Source organism: Belliella aquatica, assembly GCF_014637795.1.
GTDB classification, from domain to species: domain Bacteria; phylum Bacteroidota; class Bacteroidia; order Cytophagales; family Cyclobacteriaceae; genus Belliella; species Belliella aquatica.
Genome location: NZ_BMFD01000001.1, coordinates 449,783 through 474,769, shown reverse-complemented (window position 1 = coordinate 474,769; position 24,987 = coordinate 449,783). Strand labels below are relative to the sequence as shown.

Genomic DNA, 24,987 nt, shown 5'->3' with positions numbered 1-24,987 from the left:
AAAGAAAAATTACCCTTCAGAAAGTACATGGCTAAAAAAGAAAGTACCCCTTCATTCTTAGAAAAACTTCAAACTAAATGGAAGCTGAAAAGTCTCTGGCAAGTGGTGATTGTCTTGTTGGTTTTTGCTTTGACGGGATTTACTATTTTGTTTATCAAAAAACCAATTTTTGACCTTTTGGGAGTTAATATGGAAAGTGGGGGATTTTGGAAAACAATCCTGTACCTACTTCTTGTTTTACCTTTATACCAAGTTGTTCTGCTATTTTGGGGCTTCCTATTGGGGCAGTTTGACTTTTTTTGGGAAAAGGAAAAACAAATCTTTAGAAGAATATTTGGTAGAAGGAAAAAAGACTAAAGTTTATCAAAATCTAGAGTTTTCAAAAAAAACTCAAATCAAATGGTCTTGACAAATCATGATTGCGTAAATTTGTAGATTATATCAATACAGAATAAATATTTCAATGGCGAAAAAGAAAGGTAAATCTCTAGAAGAGCACGAAAAGCGAAAGCTTAACAAAGAAAGTCTAGGGAAATTAGGAGGGATTTTTAGATTTATTTTGCCATATAAATGGACTTTTATTTTAGGTCTTCTTTTCTTGTTGTTGTCAAGTCTGACACTCCTCACATTTCCTTATGTTGCCGGTAAATTAATCGATACCGCTTCGGGAGAATCTTGGCTAATCAAGGACATCAATGGAATAGCCTTCTTGCTTTTAGGCATTTTGTTAATCCAAAGTGTTTTTTCCTTTTTCCGTGTTTGGCTTTTCGCAAAAGTTTCCGAAAGAAGCATGCGAGATGTTAGAATTTCGCTTTATAGACAGTTGGTGCAACTTCCGATGACGTTTTTTGACAAACGAAGAACAGGTGAGTTGATTTCCAGAATCACTGCCGATGTCAGCATGTTGCAGGATACTTTTTCTACTACTTTAGCGGAGCTTTTCCGTCAGATTATCACCCTGCTAGCAGGTGTCGTATTCTTGATGGTGACCACACCAAAACTCACTTTCTTTATGCTTGCCACTTTCCCGATTTTGGTAATCATAGCCATTGTTTTCGGGAAATTTATCAGAACATTATCCAAAGAAGCACAAGATGAACTTGCAGCAGCCAATGTCATCGTCGAGGAAACTTTGCAATCCATCATGACAGTGAAGTCATTTGCTGGAGAAGATTACGAATCCAATAGATATAGAAATGGATTAAATAAGGTAGTAAAAGTTGCCCTAAAAGCTGCCGGATTTAGGGGTGCGTTTATTTCCTTTATCATATTTGCCTTATTTGGCGGAATCGTCGCGGTCATGTGGTACGGAGCAACATTGGTTGCCTCAGGAGAAATGAGTGTGGGAGATTTGGTTTCATTTGTTCTTTACACCACTTTTATAGGTGGGTCTATTGCAGGCTTGGGAGATATCTATGGTCAGATCCAAAAGGCGATTGGGTCATCAGAGCGTGTGTTGGAAATCCTTCAGGAAACGCCAGAATTCTCCACTGCTGATTTCCAACAAGTACCAATGAAAGGAGATATCTCCTTTTCTAATATTGGTTTTACTTATCCAACAAGACCAGAAATCGAGGTTCTCAAAAACATCAACTTAAATATCGCAGCGGGAGAAAAAGTAGCGCTCGCAGGACATAGTGGCGCCGGAAAATCTACCATCATCCAATTGCTTCTCAGCTTTTATCCAATCAACAGAGGTTCACTCACTGTAGATGGCAAACCTGTCAATCAATGGAATCTCAAACAACTCAGATCCAACATTGGTATCGTGCCACAGGAAGTACTACTTTTTGGTGGAAGTATCAGGGAAAATATCGCTTATGCAAAGCCTGACGCCACAGAAGAGGAAATCATCGAAGCCGCCAAAAAAGCCAATGCATGGCAGTTTATTAGCAAATTCCCTGAAGGATTAGAAACCAAAGTCGGGGAAAGAGGAATCAAACTATCCGGTGGACAGCGTCAGCGTGTGGCCATCGCAAGAGCAATTTTGAAGGATCCTGCCATCTTGATTTTGGATGAAGCCACTTCTTCCCTTGATGCCGAATCAGAGTCATTGGTTCAGCAAGCATTAGATGAATTGATGAAAAACAGAACCACCATCATCATCGCCCACAGGCTGTCAACTATCAGAAAAGTAGATCGAATTTATGTTCTTAAAGACGGAGAAATTGTCGAAGAAGGCACGCATGATGCCCTTGCAGGACAAGAAGAGGGCTTCTATGCAAACTTGGTCAGATTGCAATTTGCAGAGTAAAATTATTCCCTATTAGTGGTGGATTTAGGAGGTTTTATCGGAATTTTATTGGGTTTTATTAAAAATACCTATATTTGAATTGCATAAAGATCACAAAAAGACAAAATAAATTACCACCCTTTAATTAAAACTAATCATGATCAAAAAATTCAAATCTCTTACAGCAATGTTATTCGCATTCGGATTCCTATTTGCGGTAGCGACCACTTCATGTGGTGACAAAAAATCAGATGGCGAGTCTGAAGATGCAGCCACGGAAGAAATGATGGAGGAAACTCCTGAGCATCCTGCTGAAGGTAGTGAACACCCAACTGAAGAGGGAGAAGGCGAGCATCCTACCGAAGGTGGTGAGCATCCAAGCAACTAATTAAAAATCCCGGGTTTCGAAACCCGGGATTTTTTTATGCACCTCTTTCAAATGAAAATCTAACTTTTGGATAAATGACTTCTCCCTTGACTTCTACAAGTGGATAAGCGATAAAATTTATTGGTCCTGTACCTGGGCTAGGATTTACTTTTAAGTCTCTCCCCTTGCTGAGTTCTATTCTGTTGGCTGGGTGTCTCCCAAAATAATAAGTCGCTAAAGCAGTGTATTTATTTCCTTCTGAAATATCGACAGGCCACCATTTCCCATCAGCATAAAACTCCGCCCAACAATGGTACCCGTCTATTCCGCCTTCATTCCTATCTGATGGAATCGATGCGCCAATTGCAAATCGGGAAGGAATTCCGATGCTTCTTGCCAATGAAATAAAGAAGGAATGAAATTCGGTGCAATTTCCCGTCTTGGTATCACAAGCATAGACGGCATCCCCTCTTCCATAATCTCCAAATTTCATATAGCGCATATTATCAATGATATAATCATAGAGTGCGCGTGCTTTGACCAAATCGCCATCATTTTCCTTCCCCTTCGTGGCTTCCAGTGCTATTTCTTCAAATTCCCCACCGATCGGCATCAATAAATTAGGCTCCAGATACATCGGGTCAACTTTTCCATTTGCATCATAAGGCCCTTTTTCTATTCTATTTACATGGTAAATGATCTCGATTTCTGACCCACTATGCTCAGGTCCCAATTCCATGTAGATCATTTTATTACCATTTTCTTTATCTTCTATATTCCTTTCTTTCGTCGGCAGGTTCATAGACTTCACTGTAATCGTTTGAAAGTCGTCAGATTGTGCAATCGGAATCCATACCTCTGCCTTTTCCTTCAACTCAGGAAGCTGTGCATAATAGGTGAAATCAAAACTATCTTCCAGTTCTACGACACCCAACAAATCAGATGATGCAGTTTCAACTGGTACTTTTCTCCATGTTTTATCCACCACTTGCTTCCATGTGTAAAAAGGCTTCCCATTTAATTTGTGTAGGGAAGTTTCTGTCACTTTCATTTCTCCAGGTTTGCCTTCCAAAAAGAAATCCACATCATATACATCGCCTTTCTCATCTGCCAAATCTACACAGGCAAAATGCTTGCTTGGACCCAAATTACTGAGGTATTCTGTATGCACGCGCACAAGTTTGAGACGGAGTTGCTTTTCTTCATTATTGATCAAAAAATAACCATTATTATCTGCCGTCTCAGCGTCTATGTAGGCTTTAATTCCAGCCTCTATTTCATCAATGGATACCCGCTTTTGTATTGCTGTCTCCACCTCTTGATTGTTATTATCAGTCCTCTGACAAGCGAATAAGGAAAAAAGTAAAAGAAAGAAATACGGTTTTAAGATTTTCATAAAATTCGTTTTTTTGGGATTACTTCAAATATAAGATTAAAATTTTTATGCTCATATAGAGGCAATTGATTTACAATTTTCAGAAATATAGAAATCAATTTGAGCCGTTTTGAGTTTGATTCTCGTAAATCAAAACATGATGAATCAGAATATTGAAAAACTCCTGGCTGAAATCAAGCCATACAGAAAAGCCCTACTTGATCACCCCATATACAATGACCTCAAAACGCTAGAGGACTTCCAAAATTTTATGGAACAACATGTCTATGCAGTATGGGATTTTATGACTTTACTGAAAGCTTTGCAGCTGAAATTAACAGGAACCAGTATTCCTTGGATCCCTTCAAACGAGCCTGCAGTCACCAGATTGATTAATGACATCGTTCTTGCAGAAGAGAGTGACGAAGATGGACAAGGCGGGTATTGCAGTCACTATGAGTTGTATTTGAGAGCCATGAAAGAAGCTGGAGCAAGTACAGAAAATATCAATCTGCTTATTCAAGATTTAAGAGAAGGAGCTTCTTTTGAAAAAGCACTGGAAAATTTGGATCAGCCTGATGCTGTCAAACATTTCCTTAAAGTCAACTATTCGGTGGTCCAAGCTGGAAAGCCGCATCAAATCGCTGCTTCCTTCACCTTGGGCAGAGAAGAATTGATCCCTGACTTATTCCGTCAACTGGTCAATGACCTGATCAAAAGTAAACCTGGTGAATTACAAACTTTGGAGTATTACTTCGAACGACATATTCATCTGGATGAAGATCATCACGGACCATTAGCCATGAAAATGTTGGATCACCTTTGCGGCAATGATCCTGTAAAATGGGAGGAAACGAAGCTTGCTGCTATTGAAGCACTGGAAGCGAGAAAAGTACTCTGGGATGGGATTCATAAGTCATTGAAAAGTGCTCTTATTTTGAAATAATTAGATAGTAACAAAATTCAATTCACCAAAAACCATGATTTTTGGTGAATTGAATCCCTATATATCGTAATATTCGGTGAATTGACTAAATAAAATGACATATAGCGTGTTCTAGGAAGCTGTTTCAAATAATACAAAAGATTTTTCTTGAAGTAGTACGTTAATCAAGCCTAATCCTCACAAACCCCAATTCATCATCAATATTTTCATAAAGCCAGATGGTACTATTTAGGAAGAAGTACTTTGGTGGTTCTTTAGTGTAATTTTCGAGTTTTGTTTCCTTAATGATCTTTAGGTTTTTGTCCAAAAGGGTTAGAAAAACCTCTGATTTCAAAACTTTTGGACTGCCATATTCATCCAATTCTTCTCCATAGATGGTTTTATAGGACATTCTGACAAATTGCTGAGAAATCGAATCCCAAGAAAGTGGCATAAAATTTATTGACTCACCAAACATTCTAAAATACTTCTCACCTTCTTCCATTTCCACTGTTTTGGGAAGTTTAGCTTCATTTTTATTTCCTGTCAAAGTACTATTCCAAGGAACTAAATACAGAGAATCCAAAACCATATCGTAGACATAAGCTTCATTGAAAGCCATGTTTGTCATAATTATTCTTTCATCAACAGAAACTGGATCAGGCGAAGGGCAAAATGCTCCTACGGAACCTCCACTTGATTCAAACTCCATTCTGAACTCCTTAAACTTTTCTGTTTCTGGCAATTGGATTTTAGCAAATGATTCATTCTCTAGGTCATATTTCATCAAGAAATATTCATTGTCTTCCCATTTCACGTAAAGTCCAAATATTGTATTTGGATCTTGAGGATGCTCAAATAAGCGGATCGGTAGGAAGCCTGTACCTCTAAACTCATCATCAACGATTTTACTAAGCCTAAAATCCCTGACTTTTTCTCCAGATTGATCAAAAACTCCATGGAGTCCATAAGACCACATCACGATTTGATCTTTGGGTGTCAAGGAAAATCCCGCAACATAAGTCTCGATACCATTCGGCCCTTCCTTTTCAAATTCAAGGGTTTTCTCAAAAGTCAAAGTTTCTAAATTGATTTTATCAATTTTTGGCTGCATGAAAACAAGGTTATATAGGTATTTACCGTCACTTGAGATTTCAGAACTACGTAAACCTCCGTTCAGGTCAATAATCCCATCACCGGCATCCACCACCACAGTATCTTGAGTCAAATTAAATTCAAAATTCTCCAAAGACTCGTTTTTCTCAGTAGAGCAAGCAGCTATGAAAGACAGCCCAGATATCATTCCGATTATAATTTTTTTCATTTTATGTTAGTTTATGGTTATCCTCACAAATCCCACAATTCATCATCTATATTTTCATAAAGCCAGATTTTGGCGTCTTTGACAAAGTGCTTGGCAGGTCTTTTCTGGATTTCAGGGATTTTTGACTCAGCAATATGCTTAAACTCTGCATCAAATACGCCTCAAACAAAACATTGAAGTAAAACTAAGGACATTCCTTAAATTCAATTTAATTAACTCCAATTCTGATATACCCCAACTCGTCATCCACATTCAAATAGGCATGGATTTTTCCATCTTTCACAAACTGTGCAGTTGGAACTGATTTGAAAATTTCTGTAACTTCCTTTTCTCCAATGACCTCAAAATCGTTATTGAGGATGCTAATGAAAACCTTAGACTTAACCGCTTCATCTGCAATTTTGGGTAAATTGTAATGCGCAAATCTGTAAAAAACCTTATTCTGATCATCCCAAAAGAGCTTGGAAAAACTAACTTCCTGTTGAATTTGCTGTCTAACTTCTGTCATAGCCTCCAAAGTAGACACATCATTTTGATAAGTCCCCGACTTTTCGTTTGGGGTTAATGTATTGGTGATGGTACGATAACTTAAGGAATCAGCTTCAGGATCATATTCATATAAAGCATTGAAAGCATTAGACCAAAAAATTAGCTTGTCTTGATGTCTATCTAATGACAAAGAAGGGTAAGTCATCGACATACTCATACCTCCTCCCTCTTCAGACTTAAAAGTCACTCTAAAATTTTCCCTTTTATCGTACTCTGGTAATTCAATCAACTTCGTTTTCTTATTTTCCAAATCGACTTGGATGATATTAGAATTCAGTCTTTCAAAATTTGAAATGGTACAATATACTGTACTTCCATCATCAGAAAACCCAAGTGGGTTAAGAGACTCTTTTTCACCTAAACCTTCTTTCATCCATTCTTCGTCCATTTTGACTTTTTTGATCAAATTGCCATTCATGTCTGCGATGACGATTTGATTCCATTCTACGAAAGCCACTTTATCATCACCAATCAACATCATTTGATAAGGATATTGACCTACGCCATTTGGCCCTTCTTTCTCGTAGGGCATTTTCTCAAGTAAGACCATTTCATCTAGATCCACTACTTCTAAATTGTAGGATTGGATATCCCAAAAATAAAGTCTGTCTACTTTATCATTTATGTTATGGCTATAAGATTGAGTAGCCGCCATCAGGATTTCATTGCCAGAATCAACTACCACTGTATCCATGCTTATGGTCATATCTGCATAAGAATTCGCTGTGTTCTCTGAATCTTTACCTCCGCAAGAGTCCAAAATTGTTACAAAAAGAATAAATACTAATTTTTTCATGGTTTGTGGATTAATTTAGTGTGAGTTTGATAAATGCTAGTTCGTCGTCAAAATTTTGATAGAGCCAAATGCTACCATCTTTGACAAATTCATTTTTTGGTTTTTTTAGGGTTTGCACTACTTCATATTCTTTTAATAAATCGAAACCTAAAGAATATTCACTGACGAAAATTTTAAAGTTATCAGTTGAAACTTTTCGATAGAGCAGTCTCAAGTATCTGTCGTTTTGTTCGTCAAATAAAAACTTACCATAGTTGAACTCCTTCTCCATCTCTAAGATAAGGTTTTGCCATTCTTCAAAATCATTGATGGATGCGATGGGTTCTGATTTTAGAGTCTGTGTTGCCACCTGAGAACCTAGATTATAAAATTCAAGATTGGTTTCGTTTAAATTATATACATACAAGCCATCAATAGCATCAGCGCTTATTAATATTTTGTCTTTCAGTGCATTGAAATGAAGAGTCGGCAAATGTACTTTCATGTCCATCCCATTCTTACTTTCATACAGGAGTCGATAATTATCCAATGCATTAAATTTTGGTAAAGGATTAACAGATCCTTGATAGTTTTCAAGATTAAAATGATTCAGCGTTGGATTGAATTTTTTGAACCCTACTTGAAATCCATAGGTATCTGAAGTTGCTTCATCAAAATGCAATATTCTAGGAGCTCCTACTTCACTGAAAGCCTTTCTCAACTTTTCTTCATACAAGTCGATCTCCTTGAGCTTTTCTCCTTTAACATTAAAGAGAAGCACTTGAAAAGGATTTAGTAAAACAAACTCACTCTTATTAAGCATTTGAAAATGTGAAAATGAATTTGTTCCAGCTCCATTTGGACCATCTTTTTCAAAAGTGATCCGGCTTTCAAGGGTCAAATTTTCTAAATCAATGACTTCAAGTATGGCGTTGTTTTGATCCCAGTGGTACAGGTATTTATGGTCTTCCAGTAGACTTACCAACTCAAATTTCACAGCAGCTTGAATTAATTCATCTCCAGAATCAATAAACAAGGTGTCGATTGAAGCCTGAGTAAGTTGAAGTGAATCCTCCAAATTCAAGGAGCCATCTTTTTCTTTACATGAAAAAGAAAAGGTTAACAAAAAGATATAATTTACTGCTTTAACCCAAGATTGATTCCTAAATTTCATATGAGGAGATTTTTAAAAGTTTCAATATAAACTAGGTTTATAAAAAATCATATATTTCTTTGGATAAATTAACATCTTCTCTTACAATTATTTCATATCCTACGTGACATAAGTCTCATTTAAAAAATCAAAGAAGTACTCACTTTTGCAGATAGAATTAAATTTCAATGAAAAGCGTACAATTAGGACTCAAAGAAAACTGGAAACAATTTACCCTCTTAGTCATCATCAATGCTTTTGTCGGTGGGATGGTTGGACTAGAGCGAAGTATTCTTCCACAGATAGCAGAGGTTGAGTTTGCCATCGCTGCCAAAACAGCAATTTTGTCCTTTATAATTGTTTTCGGAATCGTCAAGGCCATTACGAATTACTTTGCTGGAGCATTTGCCAATAAAATAGGAAGAAAAAACTTACTCGTTATTGGTTGGCTGTTTGGTTTGCCTGTTCCTTTTATCTTGATGTTTGCGCCTTCATGGGATTGGATAGTAGCAGCCAACGTACTTTTGGGAATCAATCAAGGTCTTGCTTGGTCATCTACTGTGGTGATGAAAATTGACCTAGTCGGTGAAAAGCAAAGAGGCTTTGCCATGGGGCTGAATGAATTTGCAGGCTATCTGGCCGTGGCGGTAGTGGCTTTTCTTACAGGATATATTGCTGCAGAATACGGTTTGAGACCTTATCCATTTTATCTGGGAATTGGATTGGCTGTTTTGGGATTGTTGGGAAGTATTTTCTTCATCAAAGACACCCGAAAGCATGTTGCGGCCGAAAACCAACACAGTGATGTTCCCAAACTGAAGAACATCTTTTGGGAAACCACTTGGAAGCATCCGAACCTTGGATCGGTCACTCAGGCTGGATTGATCAACAACCTCAATGATGGGATGGCTTGGGGAATATTTCCTATTCTACTTTCTGTCAAAGGTTTTGATCTTGAGCAAATTGGCATCATCACTGCGACCTATCCTGCTGTATGGGGATTTGGACAGCTATTTACTGGAAAAATGGCTGACTTGTACAGTAAAAAGTACCTGTTGTTTATTGGGATGATGCTTCAGGGGATTGCACTTGCATTCTTTCTTTTTGCTAGTTCGATGACGCATTATTTGATTTTAGCTGCTGTTTTGGGTTGGGGTACTGCGATGGTCTATCCTACATTTTTGGCAACAGTAGCAGAAAACACCCATCCAACAGATCGTGCCAATAGCATTGGAGTTTTTAGACTATGGAGAGACTTGGGTTATGCCATAGGAGCGATTCTTACAGGAATCATAGCAGATGCCTTTGGAATAGAAATGTCAATTTTGACCATTGGTGGGCTGACAATTTTGTCTGCATTTGTTATCCTTTTGAGAATGAAAGGCTAGGTGAATTGAGTCCTGCGTTTAGAGTTCTACATTTTACATTCGACATTAAAAATTATGATTTTCCGCAAGGACACCAGCATGTGATTTTATCACAAATAATCTTACCGATAACTGTCAACTGTTGACAGCTAAGGGTCCAAAGCTGATTGAAATGAACTGCAACCAATATTATAAATGGCTACTGGTAATAAAGCAGATATACATATTGAAAAAATTTTGGATTTAGACCTCTAAATTTCGGATCAGGAATTGAAAAAAATTTATAGTTGTTATAGAAGTAAGATTAAATCTAAAACCTGCCTAACGGTAGGTAAATCTACCCTCTAAAATCTAAAATCCTCATCAATCCAAATAATACACCCGCTTCACTCTGCTGCTGATATTAGTGAGGAGTTCGTAGGGAATGGTGCCGATATTGGAAGCGAGTTCTTTGAGAGAAATGCCAGGTCCATATATGATAACTTCATCGCCTTCTTTGGCATCGATTCCTGAGATGTCCACCATGCACATATCCATGCAGACATTGCCGATGATAGGCGCTTTTTTTCCATGGATCAAGACAGCCCCTTTGCCGTTGCTGAATCTCCTGTCATAGCCATCTGCATAGCCAATAGCAATTGTTGCGATTTTTCCATTGGAGCTTAGTCTTCCTTTTCGGCTGTAGCCAATGGTTTCTCCTGCATCTACTGTTTTGATTTGAGAAATGGTTGTCTTCAAAGAAGAAATTGGTCTTAACGCAGCATCATAAATCCCATTTACTTCTACACCATACAAGCCAATTCCTAACCTGACCATATCAAATTGATAGGCAGGATAACGGATAATTCCCGCTGAATTGAGCGCATGTCGGATAGGCATAAATCCAATGAATCCTGCAATCTGCTGACACATTTTGGAAAACAGCTCTAATTGATGCAGTGAAAAATCTTCATGAACTGCTTCATCAGCTCCAACCAAATGGGTATAAAGACTCGCAATTTCCAACTCAGGGAATTGCGCAGTCAAATCCTTAAGCTCTGCCAATTGCTGCTGATCAAATCCCAGTCTGTGCATCCCTGTATCAAGATCAAGATGAATCTTCATCGTGGTTTGATGCGTGCGGCAATATTTTCCTAATTGTTTGTAAAAATTGGGGCTATAGACAACAGGTTCTAAATTGTGCTTTTGCAAATGATGGAAAGATTCCTGAGCTGGATTGAGCACCATGATGGGCAAAGCAATTCCTTCTTCCCGCAAGGCGACACCTTCATCCGTATAGGCGACAGCCAAATAATCCGCTCGCAACTGCTGCAAGTGGTTGGCAATTTCAGTCGCTCCACCGCCATAAGCAAAGGCCTTAACCATCACCATGATTTTGGTCTGCGGAAGGACTTTGGTTTTGTAAAAATTATAATTGTGCGTTAGTGCATTGAGGTTGATCTCGAGGGTAGTCCCATGGATTCGCTGCTGCAATTTGTTGACGATTCTTTCAAATCCATAAACCCGAGCTCCTGTAACCAAGATCAGATCACTGTCAAAACTATCTTCCCGAAGTTCCTCAAGCAATGCCTCTGTGTCTTTATAAAAAATGGTACTGCAAGAAACTTCTCCTTCCAAAACCTGTATCGTCTCCCCAACTCCAATCAACAAATCAATGCCATAATGCTTGATCAATTGCGCAACTTCCTGATAGACTTCCTCGGGCTGACCTACCTGCATAAAATCAGAAAGGATCAGGACTTTCCTGTTTTTTGGCCTTTGTGCAGCCATAAAATCAAGTGCCAATCGCAGTCCTGCCAAGTCATTGTTATAAGTATCATCGATGATCAAGGTCTCGTTGTAGCCAGACTTGAGCGTCAGCCGCATGTCCACCGTTTTGAGATGATCAATTCCCGATTGAATGTCCTTCGGCAGCATGCCCAAAGTAAGCGCTGTGGTGATCACATGACGGATGTTTTCCAAAGATGCTACATCAGAAAAAGGAACCGTAAAAGTAAACATCTGAAAATCCGGCTTGATCAATAGGATTTTGGTTTTTTCTAGGTCTTTCTTAATCGTAAGCGTATAATCTGCTCCGGGTTGATCGGACCAAGCGATAAGTTGTGAGGCGTCGAATTCCGCCTCTAAAAATTCTGCAATCTGATCATGCTCTTTTCTATATATTACATATTTCGCATGTTCAAAAAGCTTGGCTTTCTCCCTCAGTTTTTCACCCATGGAGGCAAATCCCTCTTCGTGCGCAGTGCCAATATTTGTAAAAACCCCAATATCAGGCTTAATGATATTCTGAAGGGTTTCCATTTCCCCAACTTTGGAAATTCCAGCTTCTAAAATCGCTACTTGATGATATGGGGAAATCCCAAAAATGGAAAGTGGAACACCTACTTGGCTGTTGTAACTTTTTGGACTTTTGGCTACTGCATATTTTTGAGCCAAAACTTGCCCAAGCCATTCTTTAATGATTGTTTTCCCATTGCTTCCCGTGATGGAAATAACAGGGGATTCAAATAAAGCGCGTTGGTAAGCTGCTATTTGCTGCAACCCTACTCTGGTGTCTTTTACAAAAATCAGTTCTATTTTACCCTCTAATTTCTTTTGTATTTTATAAGTATCCTTGACCAAAAAGCATTTTACACCCAATTCAAAAAGCTCAGGAATAAAGTCATGCCCGTCAAACTTTGCACCCTTCAAAGCCACGAATATCGTATGCTCGGGCTGCAACATGGATCTAGAATCGATGATGACGTGGTGTATCAATACAGGTTCAGCTTTTGCCTCCTGCTGATCACCGACTATTTTTCTGATTTCCTCAGTGGTGAGTGATTGGATCATTTACTCAAAGTATGAATTTTTTATTAATCCTCTTTCTTTTTGAAGAAAACTTGCTTGATCCATCTCGGTAGGAAAATCGCTCCTAAAATGAGATATGGATAGTAAGAAAGCATTCTCCAAAGGATACTTGTCACAAAAGTATAGCCAGTCAAGAATTCTGTGAAAAACTGTGCAAAGAAAAACTCTGCTGTACCACTACTTCCAGGTGTAGGAGAGATCATCATAACAATCCACATGATCACCTGTCTTGCAAATACAATCACATGTTCGCTTACACTCAAAGTTTCATAAGCTGCCACCAATGCATTCAGCATCAAATATCTCGAGCTCCAAATAAAAATTGTCACTGCGATGATTGGCAGCCAATAATTCCATTTTTTTCCTTTAAGTTCTTTCGAGGCATCAATAATCTGATTTCCGTATTCGTTGGCTGAATGCTTCCACTTGAGCAGCCATTTGATAGAATATAATTTCAGTAAAAACCATTTGAAAACACGTGGCCTATAAAACAAAGCCGCCGCCATCACGATCGAATAAATGGCATACAAAGAGTAGCTACTCCAGAAAAGAATTTCTAGACTTTTTCCCAGCTTCATTTCCATTACCCTGCTTTCGGGGAAAATATTTCCTTGAGCAAAAAACAAGATAATCGGAGCTCCAATGACAAAGAAGAGATTGTCCAAAATTGCTGTTACCATCACAAAAGCGATGGCTTTCCCAAGCTTGATTCCCTCTTTATTTAAAATAAAAATTGCCACTGCAGAGCCACCAACAACTGATGGGGTAACTGCTGAAGCAAATTCCCAAAGAATGATGACATAAATAGCTCGTGTCCAAGTGAGTTGCTTATCTGTAACCGCTCTGATTCTATAAACATAGCCTAAGTCTCTAAAGAAAATAACAACAATTGCGACTAAAATCGCTACAAAAGAAGCATCAAAAACACCCCTCAGCGTCTTGGCATTGACACTCGGGTCAAGGTAAAACATAAGAAATACGATTCCCAAACCAATAATGACAGGAACCCAAATCTTATTAGGATTAAGCGTTTCAAAAATTTTCTTATTATCTATCTTCATACACTAAGCCATTGTAACCGGCTCTGTTTTTTCAACCCAGAAATTATTAAATCCCTCACCTATCCTGATTGTAACCAAGGAAAGTTGGAGAAGTTCCAAAATGGCCAAAAAAGTATAAATCACGAAAATTTTATCTGGTTTGTAAGAAATGAATTCAGTAAAAGGCACCTTATCTCTAAAGCTTATTTTATCCATAACAAAATCCTTTTGCTGTTCGATGGAATACGGATACTGAACAACCGTATGCATGGTTTCATCCGTCCTAGCAGCGAATTTTGACATTACTTTTTGATAGACTTTCAGCAATTTGTATAAATCTAAGTCTTGCATTTCAGCCTCTACATCATCTACCTTAGACAATTGCTTGAGCTCTGACAAGATATTTCCCCGCTTCTCTTTGGCAAGTTGACTTTCTTCCAAAGTAGCCAAATCACCAATCACTGATTTATACTTTTTATATTCCAACAAATGTCTGATCAGCTCCTCTCTTGGATCGACCTCTTCCCCATGCTCGTTGATTTCAGGTCTTGGAATCAGCATTTTGGACTTTATTTTCATCAAAGTCGCAGCAAATAGGATAAATTCGCTCGCCACTTCTATCTCCATTTTTTCCAAATGATGGAGGTATTCCAAGAAGTCATTCGTTATCTTAAAGATAGGAATATCATAGATATCCAACTCATCTCTTTCAATAAAGAAGAGCATCAAATCGAACGGTCCTTCGAAAAGTGGTAATTTGATTTCGAAACTCACTGGATACTATTTATTTTATCTTAATTTTGCGGTGCACTAGCATTCAAAGATATCTAAATTAATGCTAAATTAAACGCCTGTTAAGATAAAAGCTTATTTACAGATTTGCTTTGGCTTGAATCTTGACTTGTTCAAAACAATAGCTTAGTAACAGAGTTTACTATTTTTATAAAACAAAACATACATAATGATTATTACCCCAGGTAAATTACTCGCTCAGATCGACTCCCCAGCCGATCTTAAAAAGTTTTCCAAAGATCAGCTTATCCAAATCAGTGATGAACTTCGTCAGTTTATTGTGGATAATGTGTCTATCTATGGTGGTCATTTTGGTGCAAGTTTGGGTGTAGTAGAATTGACTGTTGCACTTCATTATGTACTGAATACGCCAGAAGATCAACTTGTGTGGGATGTCGGTCATCAGGCTTATGGACACAAAATTTTAACTGGGCGAAAAAATCAATTTCACACAAACCGGATTTATGGGGGCTTATCTGGTTTTCCAAAAAGAAAAGAAAGCGAATACGATACTTTTGGTGTAGGTCATTCGAGCACCTCTATTTCTGCTGCTCTTGGAATGGCCATGGCCTCAAAATATAAGGGTGATAAATTGAAGCAACATGTGGCTGTGATTGGTGATGGATCAATGACTGGTGGGATGGCATTCGAAGCCATGAATCATGCAGGTGTTTCAGATACCAATTTGATTATTATTCTGAATGATAATTGCATGTCTATCGACCCAAATGTGGGTGCATTGAAAGATTATTTGACAGACATCACCACTTCACATACTTACAATAAGGTCAAAGACGAAGTTTGGAATTTGTTGGGCAAGTTTAGCAAGTTTGGCTCTTCTGCTCAAGAAGTGATTTCTAAAGTAGAAGGTGCGATCAAGTCTACTGTCTTAAAACAAAGCAATTTATTTGAATCCTTAAATCTAAGATATTTTGGCCCTGTAGATGGTCATGATGTGAATCATTTGGTAGAAGTACTCTCTGATTTGAGAGATATTCCTGGACCAAAAATCCTTCACTGTGTTACAGTAAAAGGAAAAGGTTATGCACCTGCCGAAAATGGAAATAAAACTACTTGGCATGCCCCAGGATTGTTTGATAAGGTAACTGGTGAGATTTATAAAAAAACTCCTACGGCACCACAACCACCAAAATACCAAGATGTATTTGGACATACTTTGGTAGAGTTGGCTAAGGAAAATGATAAAATCATGGGGATCACCCCAGCAATGCCTTCAGGTTCTTCACTGAATATCATGATGAAGGAAATGCCTGACCGAGCATTTGACGTCGGAATCGCTGAGCAGCACGCAGTAACTTTCTCTGCGGGTTTGGCTACTCAGGGAATGATCCCTTTCTGTAATATTTACAGTTCCTTCATGCAGCGAGCTTATGATCAAGTTGTGCATGATGTCGCTTTGCAAAATTTGCAAGTTGTATTCTGTTTAGACAGAGCTGGCTTTGCTGGCGCTGATGGACCTACGCATCATGGCGCTTATGACATTGCCTTTTTCAGATGTGTTCCAAATATGGTCGTAACAGCTCCGATGAATGAAGAAGAGTTGAGAAACCTGATGTATACCGCTACGCAATACCAAGGTCCTTTCTCTATCCGTTACCCAAGAGGTCAAGGTGTGATGACTGAATGGAGAACACCAATGCGTGAAATTCCAATAGGTCAAGGTAGAATCATTAAAGAAGGTGAGGAAGTGGCAATTTTGACGCTAGGACATATTGGGAATTACGCCGTAGAAGCAACAGAGAAACTTGCAGAAGAAGGTATAAATCCAGCGCATTATGATATGAGATTTGTGAAGCCATTGGATGCAGACTTATTGCATGAAGTTTTTGGAAAATTCAAGAAAGTGATCACTGTAGAAGATGGAGCATTGATGGGAGGATTTGGTTCTGCGGTCGTGGAATGGATGACAGACCATGGTTACACTTCTCAGGTTAAGAGATTAGGTATTCCAGATACCATCGTAGAACATGGTGAGCAAATTGAGCTTCACAGAGAATGTGGCTTTGATCCAGAAGGAATTGCAGATGCTGTAAGGGAACTGGTTGAAGTACAGGTTAGAAGATAATATTAGATTGATATTTTAGTAGAAGCCTTGCTGTAAATTCAGCAAGGCTTTTTTTATTTTTACATTATGATCTCTTTTACCAAACAAGGCGCTGGAAAGCCAATCATCCTACTTCATGGATTTTGTGAAACGAAGGAAATGTGGAAAACTTTTTCCGTACAACTTTCAGAAAGCCACACTGTTTATTGTCTTGATTTGCCTGGTTTTGGTGAGTCTTTATTAAGCTCTTCACAATTGAATCTTGAAGAAGTAGCAGTTACCCTTCATGAATGGATGGAAGAACAAAAAATCCAAAAGCCGATTATCATAGGCCATTCTCTTGGAGGTTATGTTGCTTTGGCTATGGCGAAGTTGATGGGTTCGGAGCTTAGAGGTATTGGATTGTTTCATTCCACAGCGTTTGCTGATGACCAAGAAAAAAAGCACACCCGAAACAAAACCATCACATTTATCAAAAAACATGGTGTGGAAAAGTTCATAGAATCTTTTGTACCTCCTTTGTTTGCTGTTCAGCATCAAGAACGATTGGAGGAAGAAATCGCTACCTTGATTCAATACGGAAAAAAGACAGCCAAGAAAACTGTCATCGTATACATCGAAGCCATGCGAGACCGAAAAGACAGATTTGAAGTGTGGAAAACTTTTGGAGGCGCAAAACTGATGATCGTCGGCACCTTAGATCCTGCTATAAAAATAGAGGCAAGCAAAGAACATGCAGCTTTTGTTACTGCCTACCATGAATTAGAAGGAGTTGGTCACATGGGGATGTTTGAAGAGAAAAATAAATGTTTGGAGATAGTTAAAGCTTTTTTGATGGAACGCTGATAACGCTGATTTTGCATATTAACGCTGATGCATAAGATCCCTCTAATTTTAATCTATCGTACCACTGTTACTAATATAAGACTCACTAAGCTTTCTTAATCCGTGACTATCCGCTAAATCTGCGTCATCAGCGTTCTATCCTAAAGGAAGGACTTAGGTATCTTGATCATCGGATGTGGATAAGTACCTCCTAGGGAAATTCCAGATTCCTTCAACTGCTTTGTGGATAACTCGAAAGGCTGATGGATGTCAAATCCCTGAATCGGATCAAGTTCTGGTATCCAATGTCGAATATACTCTCCTTTTCTATCATAATTGTGCGCTTGCTTAAGGATGTTGAAATACCTATTCTCTCTAGGATCATTACCAACTCCAGCAACGTACATCCAATTTCCCCAATTGGAACAAACATCATAATCTATCAACTGACTCTCAAAATACGCTGCACCCCATCTCCAATCGATATTCAAATCATTCACTAGAAAAGAAGCTACAATCTGTCTACCTCTGTTTGACATAAAACCAGAGGCATTAAGCTCCCGCATGTTTGCATCAATAAAAGGAATACCGGTATTACCATCAGTCCATTTTTGAAAAAGCCGCTCACTTCTATTCCAGTTATCCACAGTGTTTTTGATTCCGGACACTTGGAAAATCTTGTTTCCATGCTTTTTAGCAATAAACCTGAAGTAGTCTCTCCAAATCAACTCAAAAATCAACCAATAAGTAGACTGATTTTTCTTTATTTCTTTTTCGTATTTCTTAACCTCTTCAAAGATATATCTAGGCGATAGACATCCTAAAGCCATCCAGGGAGAAAATTTACTGCTGTAGTCCGCGCCCAAAAGACCATTTCTAGTTTCTTTATACGTTTTTAAGCAGTCATTTTTCCAAAAGTAAGTTTGGAGTCGCCTGATTCCTTCATCCTCTCCACCTTCGAACACCATCACAGCTTGAGATGAAATGGCAGGGTTCTCCAAACCATATTTTGAAAGAGCAGGGAAGTCTCCCCATTCTATTGTTGGTGACTTGATAATTTTCGGAGCAGGAAAAGCCTTTCTCACTTTTGAAAATTTCTCACATTCCTTTCTGAACTGTGTAAAAACTTCAGGAGTTTGATTGACAGGAAATGGCAAATCTTCCAAATTAAATAAGGTGCTTTGCCAAAATGAAGCCGTCTCAACCCCCAATTTATAAGCTGCATTTTCTAATGCGCTTTCAACAGCTTTTTCTTCTGCGGTAACTTCTTCAGAAAAATATATGGCTTGCACACCAAGTTCTTTTGCCACTTGTGGAATTAAATCCTCTGGCTTACCATGCAATATCAATAAGTTCGAACCCACGTTCTGAAGATTTCTCTTCAAGTTTTCCACTGCTTGAAGTAAGAATTTTGCCCTGTGATTTCCAGTTTTAACAAACCCTAGATGGGTTTCTCTGAACATTCTAGGATCAAAACAATAAACAGGAATAACTTCTTCCGATTTTTCAACAGCGGAAAATAAGGCTGCATGATCATGCAGCCTTAAGTCATTTCTAAACCAAACTAATAAACGCTTGTACTTCATCGATAAAACAACTGCCTGTTTATATAAAGTGTTTGTGCATTATCAAGAATTTTAACCTTATTGTAAACTTATAAGTAATTAACTCAAAAGATATCACACAAATCAATTGTACAAAATCAAAAAAAGAATGAAAAATCTTCTTATCCTATTTTTAATGTTGATCAGCCTGCATGTTCAGGCTCAAAGAACAGCAGCACCTGAAGGCCCTGGATCATTAGCTTTCTGGGAAAATCTATCCAAGCATTGCGGTAAATCATTTGAAGGCGAGATGCTAAATGCCTCAGAAAATGATCAATTCTATGGAAAAAAACTAGTCATGCATGTGAGGACTTGCGAAGATGGAAAGATCACTGTTCCGTTTCACGTTGGTGACGACCACTCTCGAACTTGGGTATTGACAATGGAAGAAGGAAACTTGATCAAACTCAAGCATGACCATAGACACGAGGATGGAACTGAAGACAGAGTAACTCAGTATGGAGGATTGAGCAGCAATACAGGAATGGCTAAAGTTCAATTTTTCCCAGCAGATCAAGAAACTACGGATTTGATTCCTTATGCAGCTACTAATATTTGGTGGATAACTTTGGATGACACTTCCTTTACTTATAACCTTCGAAGAATCAATAACAACTCTCCTATCACAGTTAAATTTGATCTAACCAAAGAGGTAGAAACACCTCCGACCCCTTGGGGATGGGAAGATTAATTATAAAAAAAGGGAAGATTTAAGATTTCTTCCCTTTTTTGCCTTTTAGATAATTTTCAACAGACTTTTTGGAGGTGTACCATACACGACCCTCTTTATAGGCTTCTATTTTTCCTTGACGTGCCAACAAGCTGATGTACTCCTGACCATAAGGTACATCCGACTCTCTGACAATATTAGAAATCGCATCAAAATCACCAGTGGTATCCTCCAAACTGTTTAAATAAATGGTAAGCGATCTGTCTATAGCTTGCGCAATCAGAAACGTCAGCTTATCAAAATTACCTGTGTTGGCCAGATTCAAAGCTTGGTAATAGCGCTTTCTGTCCACACCTAAAATCACCGCAGGAGGAAACCCTTCTTTCATTAGCAGTAAATTCATTATCAAGCGAACCGTGCGGCCATTGCCATCAAAAAAAGGATGAACCCACACAAACCGATGGTGAAATAAGGCGACTTTTTCAAGAATATCCATCGTACAAGTATTCTCCCAGTCAATCAATTCGGTAATCAAATCGGGCACTTTTAGCGCATTGGGCGGTATAAAATTAGCCCCTCCAATACGAACACCAGCCGTACGAAATCTTCCAGCAAAGTCCTTTTGGATTTTATTGAGCACCAATTCGTGCACATCCAAAATGTCTCTTTCAGTAAGTTTATAATCTGATGATACCAAAGACTCTACATAGTTTATGGCCTCTCTGTGGTTTACAATCTCAAGATGCTCGTTCAAAGATTTGCCACCCACGGTAATCCCATCTTCAAGCACCATACGGGTCTCTTGTAAGGTGAGTGTATTCCCTTCAATATGATTGGAATTATAGGTCCATTCTATATTCAGGTTTTCTCTAATATTGGCCAGCAAAGCATGAGGAATAGGACCAAACACATCCAATCTTTGCTTTTTATTGTGCACAGATTGCATCAATTGCAAGGTGTTTTCGCTCAGCTGCCCTATATTAAAATCGTATTTCATGCTTCAAAGTTACAATTTTTATTTTAAAATCGGTAAGGTCTATTTTTATTTTATCCGATATTTTACATATAACCAAAGTTAAATACCATGAAATGTATCTTCCTGAGCAATAAAAAACATGCATTACATTGGAAAAAAATCCAAAAAACAGCAAGCATAATAAGCTCAATCAATTTGCCAATCATAAATTCAACCACAAAAATCTTGTTATCGAGCTGTAAAGGTGGAGTGATAAAGTATGATAATTAAGGTATAAGACTTACATTTATTATCAAGTCTTATATCTTTTGCTATGAATAAATTTACCCTAGATCACCTCTACTTTGCTTTTTTAGCCCTTCTTGTTTTTGGATGCAAATCCGAACCACCTCAAACTAATTTACAAAATCTTATTGCTGATAGTCCTCAGTTGATCGGAAAAAAAGAATATCTCAACTCTCCTTTTGTTTCCGCAGGTGACCGTGTCTATATGGTAGGGCATCAAAATGGAACTTTCCCGGATTTAGGATGGCATGTCGAAGGTGAAATGGGTGGGATTTGGAATCATCCAATCAAACTGATGGATGGGTTTACAAACTCGGTCCAATTAGATGGAAGTTCTTATTGTCTAGATCGCGCTGATCAGTTTGTTAATTTCCCATTTGGAAACAAGCATGTCTTTGAAACAACCATCCCAGATTTAGAAATCTCAAGGTTTCAATTTGTTCCTGATGCAATAGAAGGCGTCATCATAGAATACACTTTTACAAATAAGAGTGATCAAAAGCAGACTTTTGATTTTAATTTTTCGGGCTATACTGATTTGATACCGGCATGGCTAGGTGAAAGAGTGGGGATGATTGATGATGTGGATAACCTGGTTTTCGATGAAATTAGGCAAGCTTGGCGGGGAAAAGATCAATCCAATGAATGGCATGTACTTTTTGGTTCAAATGAAATAGCAATACAATCAGAAGCGGCTGATCCGAACTGTAACTACACACCACAGGGAAAAGGAACTTCTGCCAATCTAAAATACAAAATATCCTTAAAATCGAAAGAAGAAAAGACATTCAAGGTTTTCATAGCAGGTTCTTATACTTCTCAGCAAAATGTTGAAAAAACCTATGACCTTTTGGCGCAACACTATGAGACTTACTTGAAGGACAAAATCAAGCATTATGAAAGAATCGCTTCCATGTCAAAGTTAACTATTCCCGATAAGGAATTGCAGGAAGCTTTTGAGTGGGTGAAATATAACACCGAATGGTTGGTGAGAGATGTGCCTGAAGTAGGTCGAGGGCTTGGCGCGGGGATGCCGGATTATCCTTGGTGGTTTGGTGTGGACAATGAATACACCTTAAAAGGAGCGATAGCTACTGGAAGAAAAGACTTGGTTTATCGTACGATCGAACTTATCCACAAACTCTCTGAATCAAACGGCAACGGTCAAGTGATTCATGAAGTCAGTACAAATGGTGTGATTTTCAATCCAGGAAATATCAATGAAACGCCACAGTTTACCTCTCTGATTTGGTGGGTATATCAATGGACTGGAGATAGGGAATTTTTAGGAAAGTATTATCCCTTTATCAAGAAAGGGCTGAAATGGCTAATGGAAGAAAAGGACAAGGATGGAAATCTTTTCCCTGATGGGTATGGCATGATGGAAATTCACGGATTAGAATCCGAGATGATTGATGTGGCTGTTTACACGCAAAAAGCTTTTGCTGATGCCGCAAAAATGGCCAAGGTTATCGGTGATGCAGAACAAGCCAAAAGTTATCAACAAACCGCTGATTTACTGAAAGAAAAGATCAACGAAGAATTTTGGGTTGAAGAATTCAATTCGTATGCCGATTTTATAGGCACTACTTCGGAAGCTTTGAAATTGATCGATGCTGCAATTGTAAGAGCTGATACCTTAAATAAACCTTGGGCTGTGGAAGAATTGAAAGCTACTAAAAGGAAGTTATCCACATATCCTCGCAATAAAAAGCAAGGCTTCGTCCTTTTTCACAACTGGGTTGTCAACACACCCATGGAAATGGGAATTGCCGAAGAAGAAAAAGCCATTAAAGCTTTAGACAAAGGATCAAAATTCGTCAACCCATTTGGCGTATTTGTGACAGGAATAGATAGAGATGAAGCATCTGAATCCGAAGACGGGAAGTTTGAAGGCAGCAAGGTCTTCTCTTATACAGGAGCAGTGATGACTTTGCCAACGGGCGTGCAAGCTATCGCTGAGAACAATTACGGAAGACCCGATAAGGCCTTAGACTATTTAAAGCGGATGACCCGCTCATTTGGTTTTGCATTGCCAGGTTCAATTTATGAAGTCTCTCCTGACTATGGAATGATGGCGTAAGCTTGGAATCTGTATAGCTATGCCGTACCAGTCGTAACACAGTTCTTCGGGATCAAGCCGGATGCCTCAAAGAAAGTTATCCACATTAAACCTCAAATGCCAAGTGCTTGGAATGAAGCCAAGATCGAAAATGTGATCATATCCGACAACAGCATTTCAATGAAATTCAAAAAGGAAGGAAATGAAATTGAGATAGAGATCACACAAGAAAATGGGGATTGGGAAATTCACTTTGACCCTTCATTTTATCAATTTAAATCTTTGAAACTAAACAACAATGAAATAGAAACCGTTGAAAATAAAGTTATCTCAAGCTCTGGCAAATCTATTTCTCTAACATTAACACTTTAATCACACTCCAAAAGCAGTCAAAACCAGTTTCCTAGGCCCTCCATGGTCTCTGAATTCGCAGAGATAAATCCCTTGCCAAGTTCCAAGGTTAAGTTTTCCACCAGTTATCGGTATTTGCAGACTATTTCCTAAAATACTGCTTTTCAAGTGCGCAGGCATATCATCTGAGCCTTCATAAGTGTGGATAAATCGTGGATAAGTTTCCGGAACAAGCTCATTAACAAAGGTTTCAAAGTCTTTTCTGACAGTCGGATCAGCATTCTCATTGATAGTCAATCCTGCTGAAGTATGTTTGATAAATATCTGAAGCATTCCTGTTTGAATCTGACTGATTTCTGGAATCTTATTTTCCACAATTTCTGTAATCAAATGATAACCCCTTGGAAAGCTTTTTAGCCGAATTTCGTTTTGAAATAATTTCATTGTAGCTACTTATCTTATAAATTTTGATTCAATTGAGGAATACATTTTTAAAATTATAAAAGAAAAAGAAAAAGCAAAGCTACGGCTCGTACTTAAAACCGTATTTTATCTATAAATTTGAAAAACAACAAAAAATGAAAAAGCACCTCACAGCCGGTATTTTTGCTTTAGCAATTGTCATTTCAGCCGCAATCTTGGGCAATTCCATTGTCAATAGGAACAAAAAATCCGGAACAGTGGATGTGACCGGACTGGGAGAACAAAATTTCTCATCCGATTTGGTCGTATGGGAAGGAAACTTCAGTAGAGAAAGTTTCGAGATCAAAGATGCTTATGCTGATTTGGAAAAAGATCGAAAAGCAGTCACTGATTATTTGATTGGAAAAGGAATTCCAAAAGATCAAATCATTTTCAAAGCTGTGAACACAAATCCTCAATACCAGCAAAATTATAACAACAATGGCAATTACATGGGTCAGACATTTTTGGGATATCAGCTGAACCAATCCATTCAAATTGAATCCAATGATGTGGATAAAGTAGAGCAAATTTCCAGGGAAATCACAGAACTGCTGCTGCAGGGTGTCAAATTCTATTCTCAGGCTCCACGCTATTATTACACAAAACTAGAGAGCCTCAAAATAGAAATGATCTCCAAAGCGACAGAAGATGCTCGTCTCAGGGCAGAACGAATCGCTGAAAACTCAGGCTCCAAATTAGGAAAATTGATCTCTGCCAATATGGGAATATTTCAAATCACAGGACAAAATTCCTCTGAAGACTACTCTTGGGGCGGAACTTTCAATACAAGTTCAAAAGAAAAAACAGCTTCAATCACGATGAGATTGAGTTACCGCGTAAAGTAAATCTTAAAATCCCTTGAGCCTCAGTGTTCTTGGTGGTAAAAAACACTTTAAAGAATAAACTACGAGGAGCACAAAGGTTATCACGAAGT

21 protein-coding genes are annotated in these 24,987 nt (G+C 38.3%); 11 read left to right on the top strand and 10 right to left on the bottom strand.

Annotation, left to right across the window (positions count from 1 at the left end; all coding sequences use genetic code 11):
• Window positions 1-27 precede the first annotated feature (27 nt).
• From IEV57_RS01950 to IEV57_RS01940, 3 genes are all read left to right on the top strand, one after another.
• Window positions 28-357 (top strand): DUF6787 family protein, encoded by a 330-nt coding sequence (locus IEV57_RS01950; protein ID WP_188439066.1) that lies wholly within the window; start codon window positions 28-30, stop codon window positions 355-357.
• 106 nt (window positions 358-463) lie between these two features.
• A complete protein-coding gene (locus IEV57_RS01945; protein ID WP_188439064.1) occupies window positions 464-2,254 on the top strand; it encodes an ABC transporter ATP-binding protein in 1,791 nt (596 codons plus the stop codon).
• 136 nt (window positions 2,255-2,390) lie between these two features.
• The gene (locus IEV57_RS01940; RefSeq protein WP_188439062.1) at window positions 2,391-2,621 is read left to right on the top strand and encodes a hypothetical protein; all 231 of its coding nucleotides are present in this window, start codon (window positions 2,391-2,393) and stop codon (window positions 2,619-2,621) included.
• Window positions 2,622-2,655: 34 nt separating this feature from the next.
• Here IEV57_RS01940 and IEV57_RS01935 read toward each other — a convergent pair whose 3' ends face one another.
• Entirely contained in the window at window positions 2,656-3,996 is a 1,341-nt protein-coding gene (locus IEV57_RS01935) for a transglutaminase-like domain-containing protein (protein ID WP_188439059.1), read from the bottom strand.
• 136 nt (window positions 3,997-4,132) lie between these two features.
• On the opposite strand from IEV57_RS01935, the gene IEV57_RS01930 reads away from it, so the two are divergent.
• A complete protein-coding gene (locus tag IEV57_RS01930) occupies window positions 4,133-4,921 on the top strand; it encodes a DUF3050 domain-containing protein (RefSeq protein WP_229744207.1) in 789 nt (262 codons plus the stop codon).
• Window positions 4,922-5,081: 160 nt separating this feature from the next.
• Here the strand turns inward: IEV57_RS01930 and IEV57_RS01925 are convergent, their stop codons facing one another.
• The 3 genes from IEV57_RS01925 to IEV57_RS01915 all read right to left on the bottom strand — a co-directional run bounded on the left by IEV57_RS01925 (window position 5,082) and on the right by IEV57_RS01915 (window position 8,722).
• A complete protein-coding gene (locus IEV57_RS01925) occupies window positions 5,082-6,224 on the bottom strand; it encodes a DUF4221 family protein (protein ID WP_188439057.1) in 1,143 nt (380 codons plus the stop codon).
• Window positions 6,225-6,432: 208 nt separating this feature from the next.
• Window positions 6,433-7,569 carry a DUF4221 family protein gene (locus IEV57_RS01920; protein WP_188439055.1) on the bottom strand — a complete coding sequence of 379 codons (1,137 nt, stop codon included), beginning with the start codon at window positions 7,567-7,569 and terminating at the stop codon, window positions 6,433-6,435.
• A 10-nt stretch (window positions 7,570-7,579) separates the two neighbouring features.
• Window positions 7,580-8,722 carry a DUF4221 family protein gene (locus IEV57_RS01915; protein ID WP_188439053.1) on the bottom strand — a complete coding sequence of 381 codons (1,143 nt, stop codon included), beginning with the start codon at window positions 8,720-8,722 and terminating at the stop codon, window positions 7,580-7,582.
• Between the two features lie 167 nt (window positions 8,723-8,889).
• Between IEV57_RS01915 and IEV57_RS01910 the strand changes: the two genes are divergently transcribed.
• The gene (locus IEV57_RS01910) at window positions 8,890-10,089 is read left to right on the top strand and encodes an MFS transporter (protein ID WP_188439051.1); all 1,200 of its coding nucleotides are present in this window, start codon (window positions 8,890-8,892) and stop codon (window positions 10,087-10,089) included.
• Window positions 10,090-10,431: 342 nt separating this feature from the next.
• On the opposite strand, the gene IEV57_RS01905 is transcribed toward IEV57_RS01910, so the two are convergent.
• The 3 genes from IEV57_RS01905 to IEV57_RS01895 are packed head-to-tail and all read right to left on the bottom strand — an operon-like array spanning window position 10,432 to window position 14,732.
• Complete coding sequence (locus IEV57_RS01905) at window positions 10,432-12,900, bottom strand: bifunctional UDP-N-acetylmuramoyl-tripeptide:D-alanyl-D-alanine ligase/alanine racemase (RefSeq protein ID WP_188439049.1); 2,469 nt, start codon at window positions 12,898-12,900, stop codon at window positions 10,432-10,434.
• 23 nt (window positions 12,901-12,923) lie between these two features.
• Window positions 12,924-13,979 carry a lysylphosphatidylglycerol synthase transmembrane domain-containing protein gene (locus IEV57_RS01900; protein WP_188439047.1) on the bottom strand — a complete coding sequence of 352 codons (1,056 nt, stop codon included), beginning with the start codon at window positions 13,977-13,979 and terminating at the stop codon, window positions 12,924-12,926.
• 3 nt (window positions 13,980-13,982) lie between these two features.
• A complete protein-coding gene (locus IEV57_RS01895) occupies window positions 13,983-14,732 on the bottom strand; it encodes a segregation and condensation protein A (RefSeq protein ID WP_188439045.1) in 750 nt (249 codons plus the stop codon).
• 187 nt (window positions 14,733-14,919) lie between these two features.
• Between IEV57_RS01895 and dxs the strand changes: the two genes are divergently transcribed.
• Window positions 14,920-16,836, top strand: a complete 1,917-nt coding sequence (dxs, locus tag IEV57_RS01890; RefSeq protein ID WP_188439043.1) for a 1-deoxy-D-xylulose-5-phosphate synthase — start codon at window positions 14,920-14,922, stop codon at window positions 16,834-16,836.
• 66 nt (window positions 16,837-16,902) lie between these two features.
• Window positions 16,903-17,661, top strand: a complete 759-nt coding sequence (locus tag IEV57_RS01885; RefSeq protein ID WP_188439041.1) for an alpha/beta fold hydrolase — start codon at window positions 16,903-16,905, stop codon at window positions 17,659-17,661.
• A 140-nt stretch (window positions 17,662-17,801) separates the two neighbouring features.
• Here IEV57_RS01885 and IEV57_RS01880 read toward each other — a convergent pair whose 3' ends face one another.
• Window positions 17,802-19,226 (bottom strand): DASH family cryptochrome, encoded by a 1,425-nt coding sequence (locus IEV57_RS01880; RefSeq protein WP_188439039.1) that lies wholly within the window; start codon window positions 19,224-19,226, stop codon window positions 17,802-17,804.
• Window positions 19,227-19,353: 127 nt separating this feature from the next.
• Between IEV57_RS01880 and IEV57_RS01875 the strand changes: the two genes are divergently transcribed.
• Window positions 19,354-19,935 (top strand): hypothetical protein, encoded by a 582-nt coding sequence (locus tag IEV57_RS01875; RefSeq protein ID WP_188439037.1) that lies wholly within the window; start codon window positions 19,354-19,356, stop codon window positions 19,933-19,935.
• Window positions 19,936-19,954: 19 nt separating this feature from the next.
• On the opposite strand, the gene IEV57_RS01870 is transcribed toward IEV57_RS01875, so the two are convergent.
• Window positions 19,955-20,911: a Fic family protein gene (locus IEV57_RS01870; RefSeq protein ID WP_188439035.1), complete on the bottom strand. Its 957-nt coding sequence runs from the start codon at window positions 20,909-20,911 to the stop codon at window positions 19,955-19,957.
• 292 nt (window positions 20,912-21,203) lie between these two features.
• Here IEV57_RS01870 and IEV57_RS01865 point away from each other — a divergent pair, with 292 nt between their 5' ends.
• Window positions 21,204-23,258 (top strand): alpha-L-rhamnosidase-related protein, encoded by a 2,055-nt coding sequence (locus tag IEV57_RS01865; RefSeq protein WP_229744206.1) that lies wholly within the window; start codon window positions 21,204-21,206, stop codon window positions 23,256-23,258.
• A 96-nt stretch (window positions 23,259-23,354) separates the two neighbouring features.
• Entirely contained in the window at window positions 23,355-23,609 is a 255-nt protein-coding gene (locus tag IEV57_RS19330; protein ID WP_229744205.1) for a hypothetical protein, read from the top strand.
• Here the strand turns inward: IEV57_RS19330 and IEV57_RS01860 are convergent, their stop codons facing one another.
• Complete coding sequence (locus IEV57_RS01860) at window positions 23,610-24,032, bottom strand: secondary thiamine-phosphate synthase enzyme YjbQ (RefSeq protein ID WP_188439033.1); 423 nt, start codon at window positions 24,030-24,032, stop codon at window positions 23,610-23,612.
• A 134-nt stretch (window positions 24,033-24,166) separates the two neighbouring features.
• Between IEV57_RS01860 and IEV57_RS01855 the strand changes: the two genes are divergently transcribed.
• On the top strand, window positions 24,167-24,898 hold the full coding sequence (locus IEV57_RS01855; protein WP_188439031.1) for an SIMPL domain-containing protein: 732 nt from the start codon (window positions 24,167-24,169) through the stop codon (window positions 24,896-24,898).
• Window positions 24,899-24,987 lie beyond the last annotated feature (89 nt).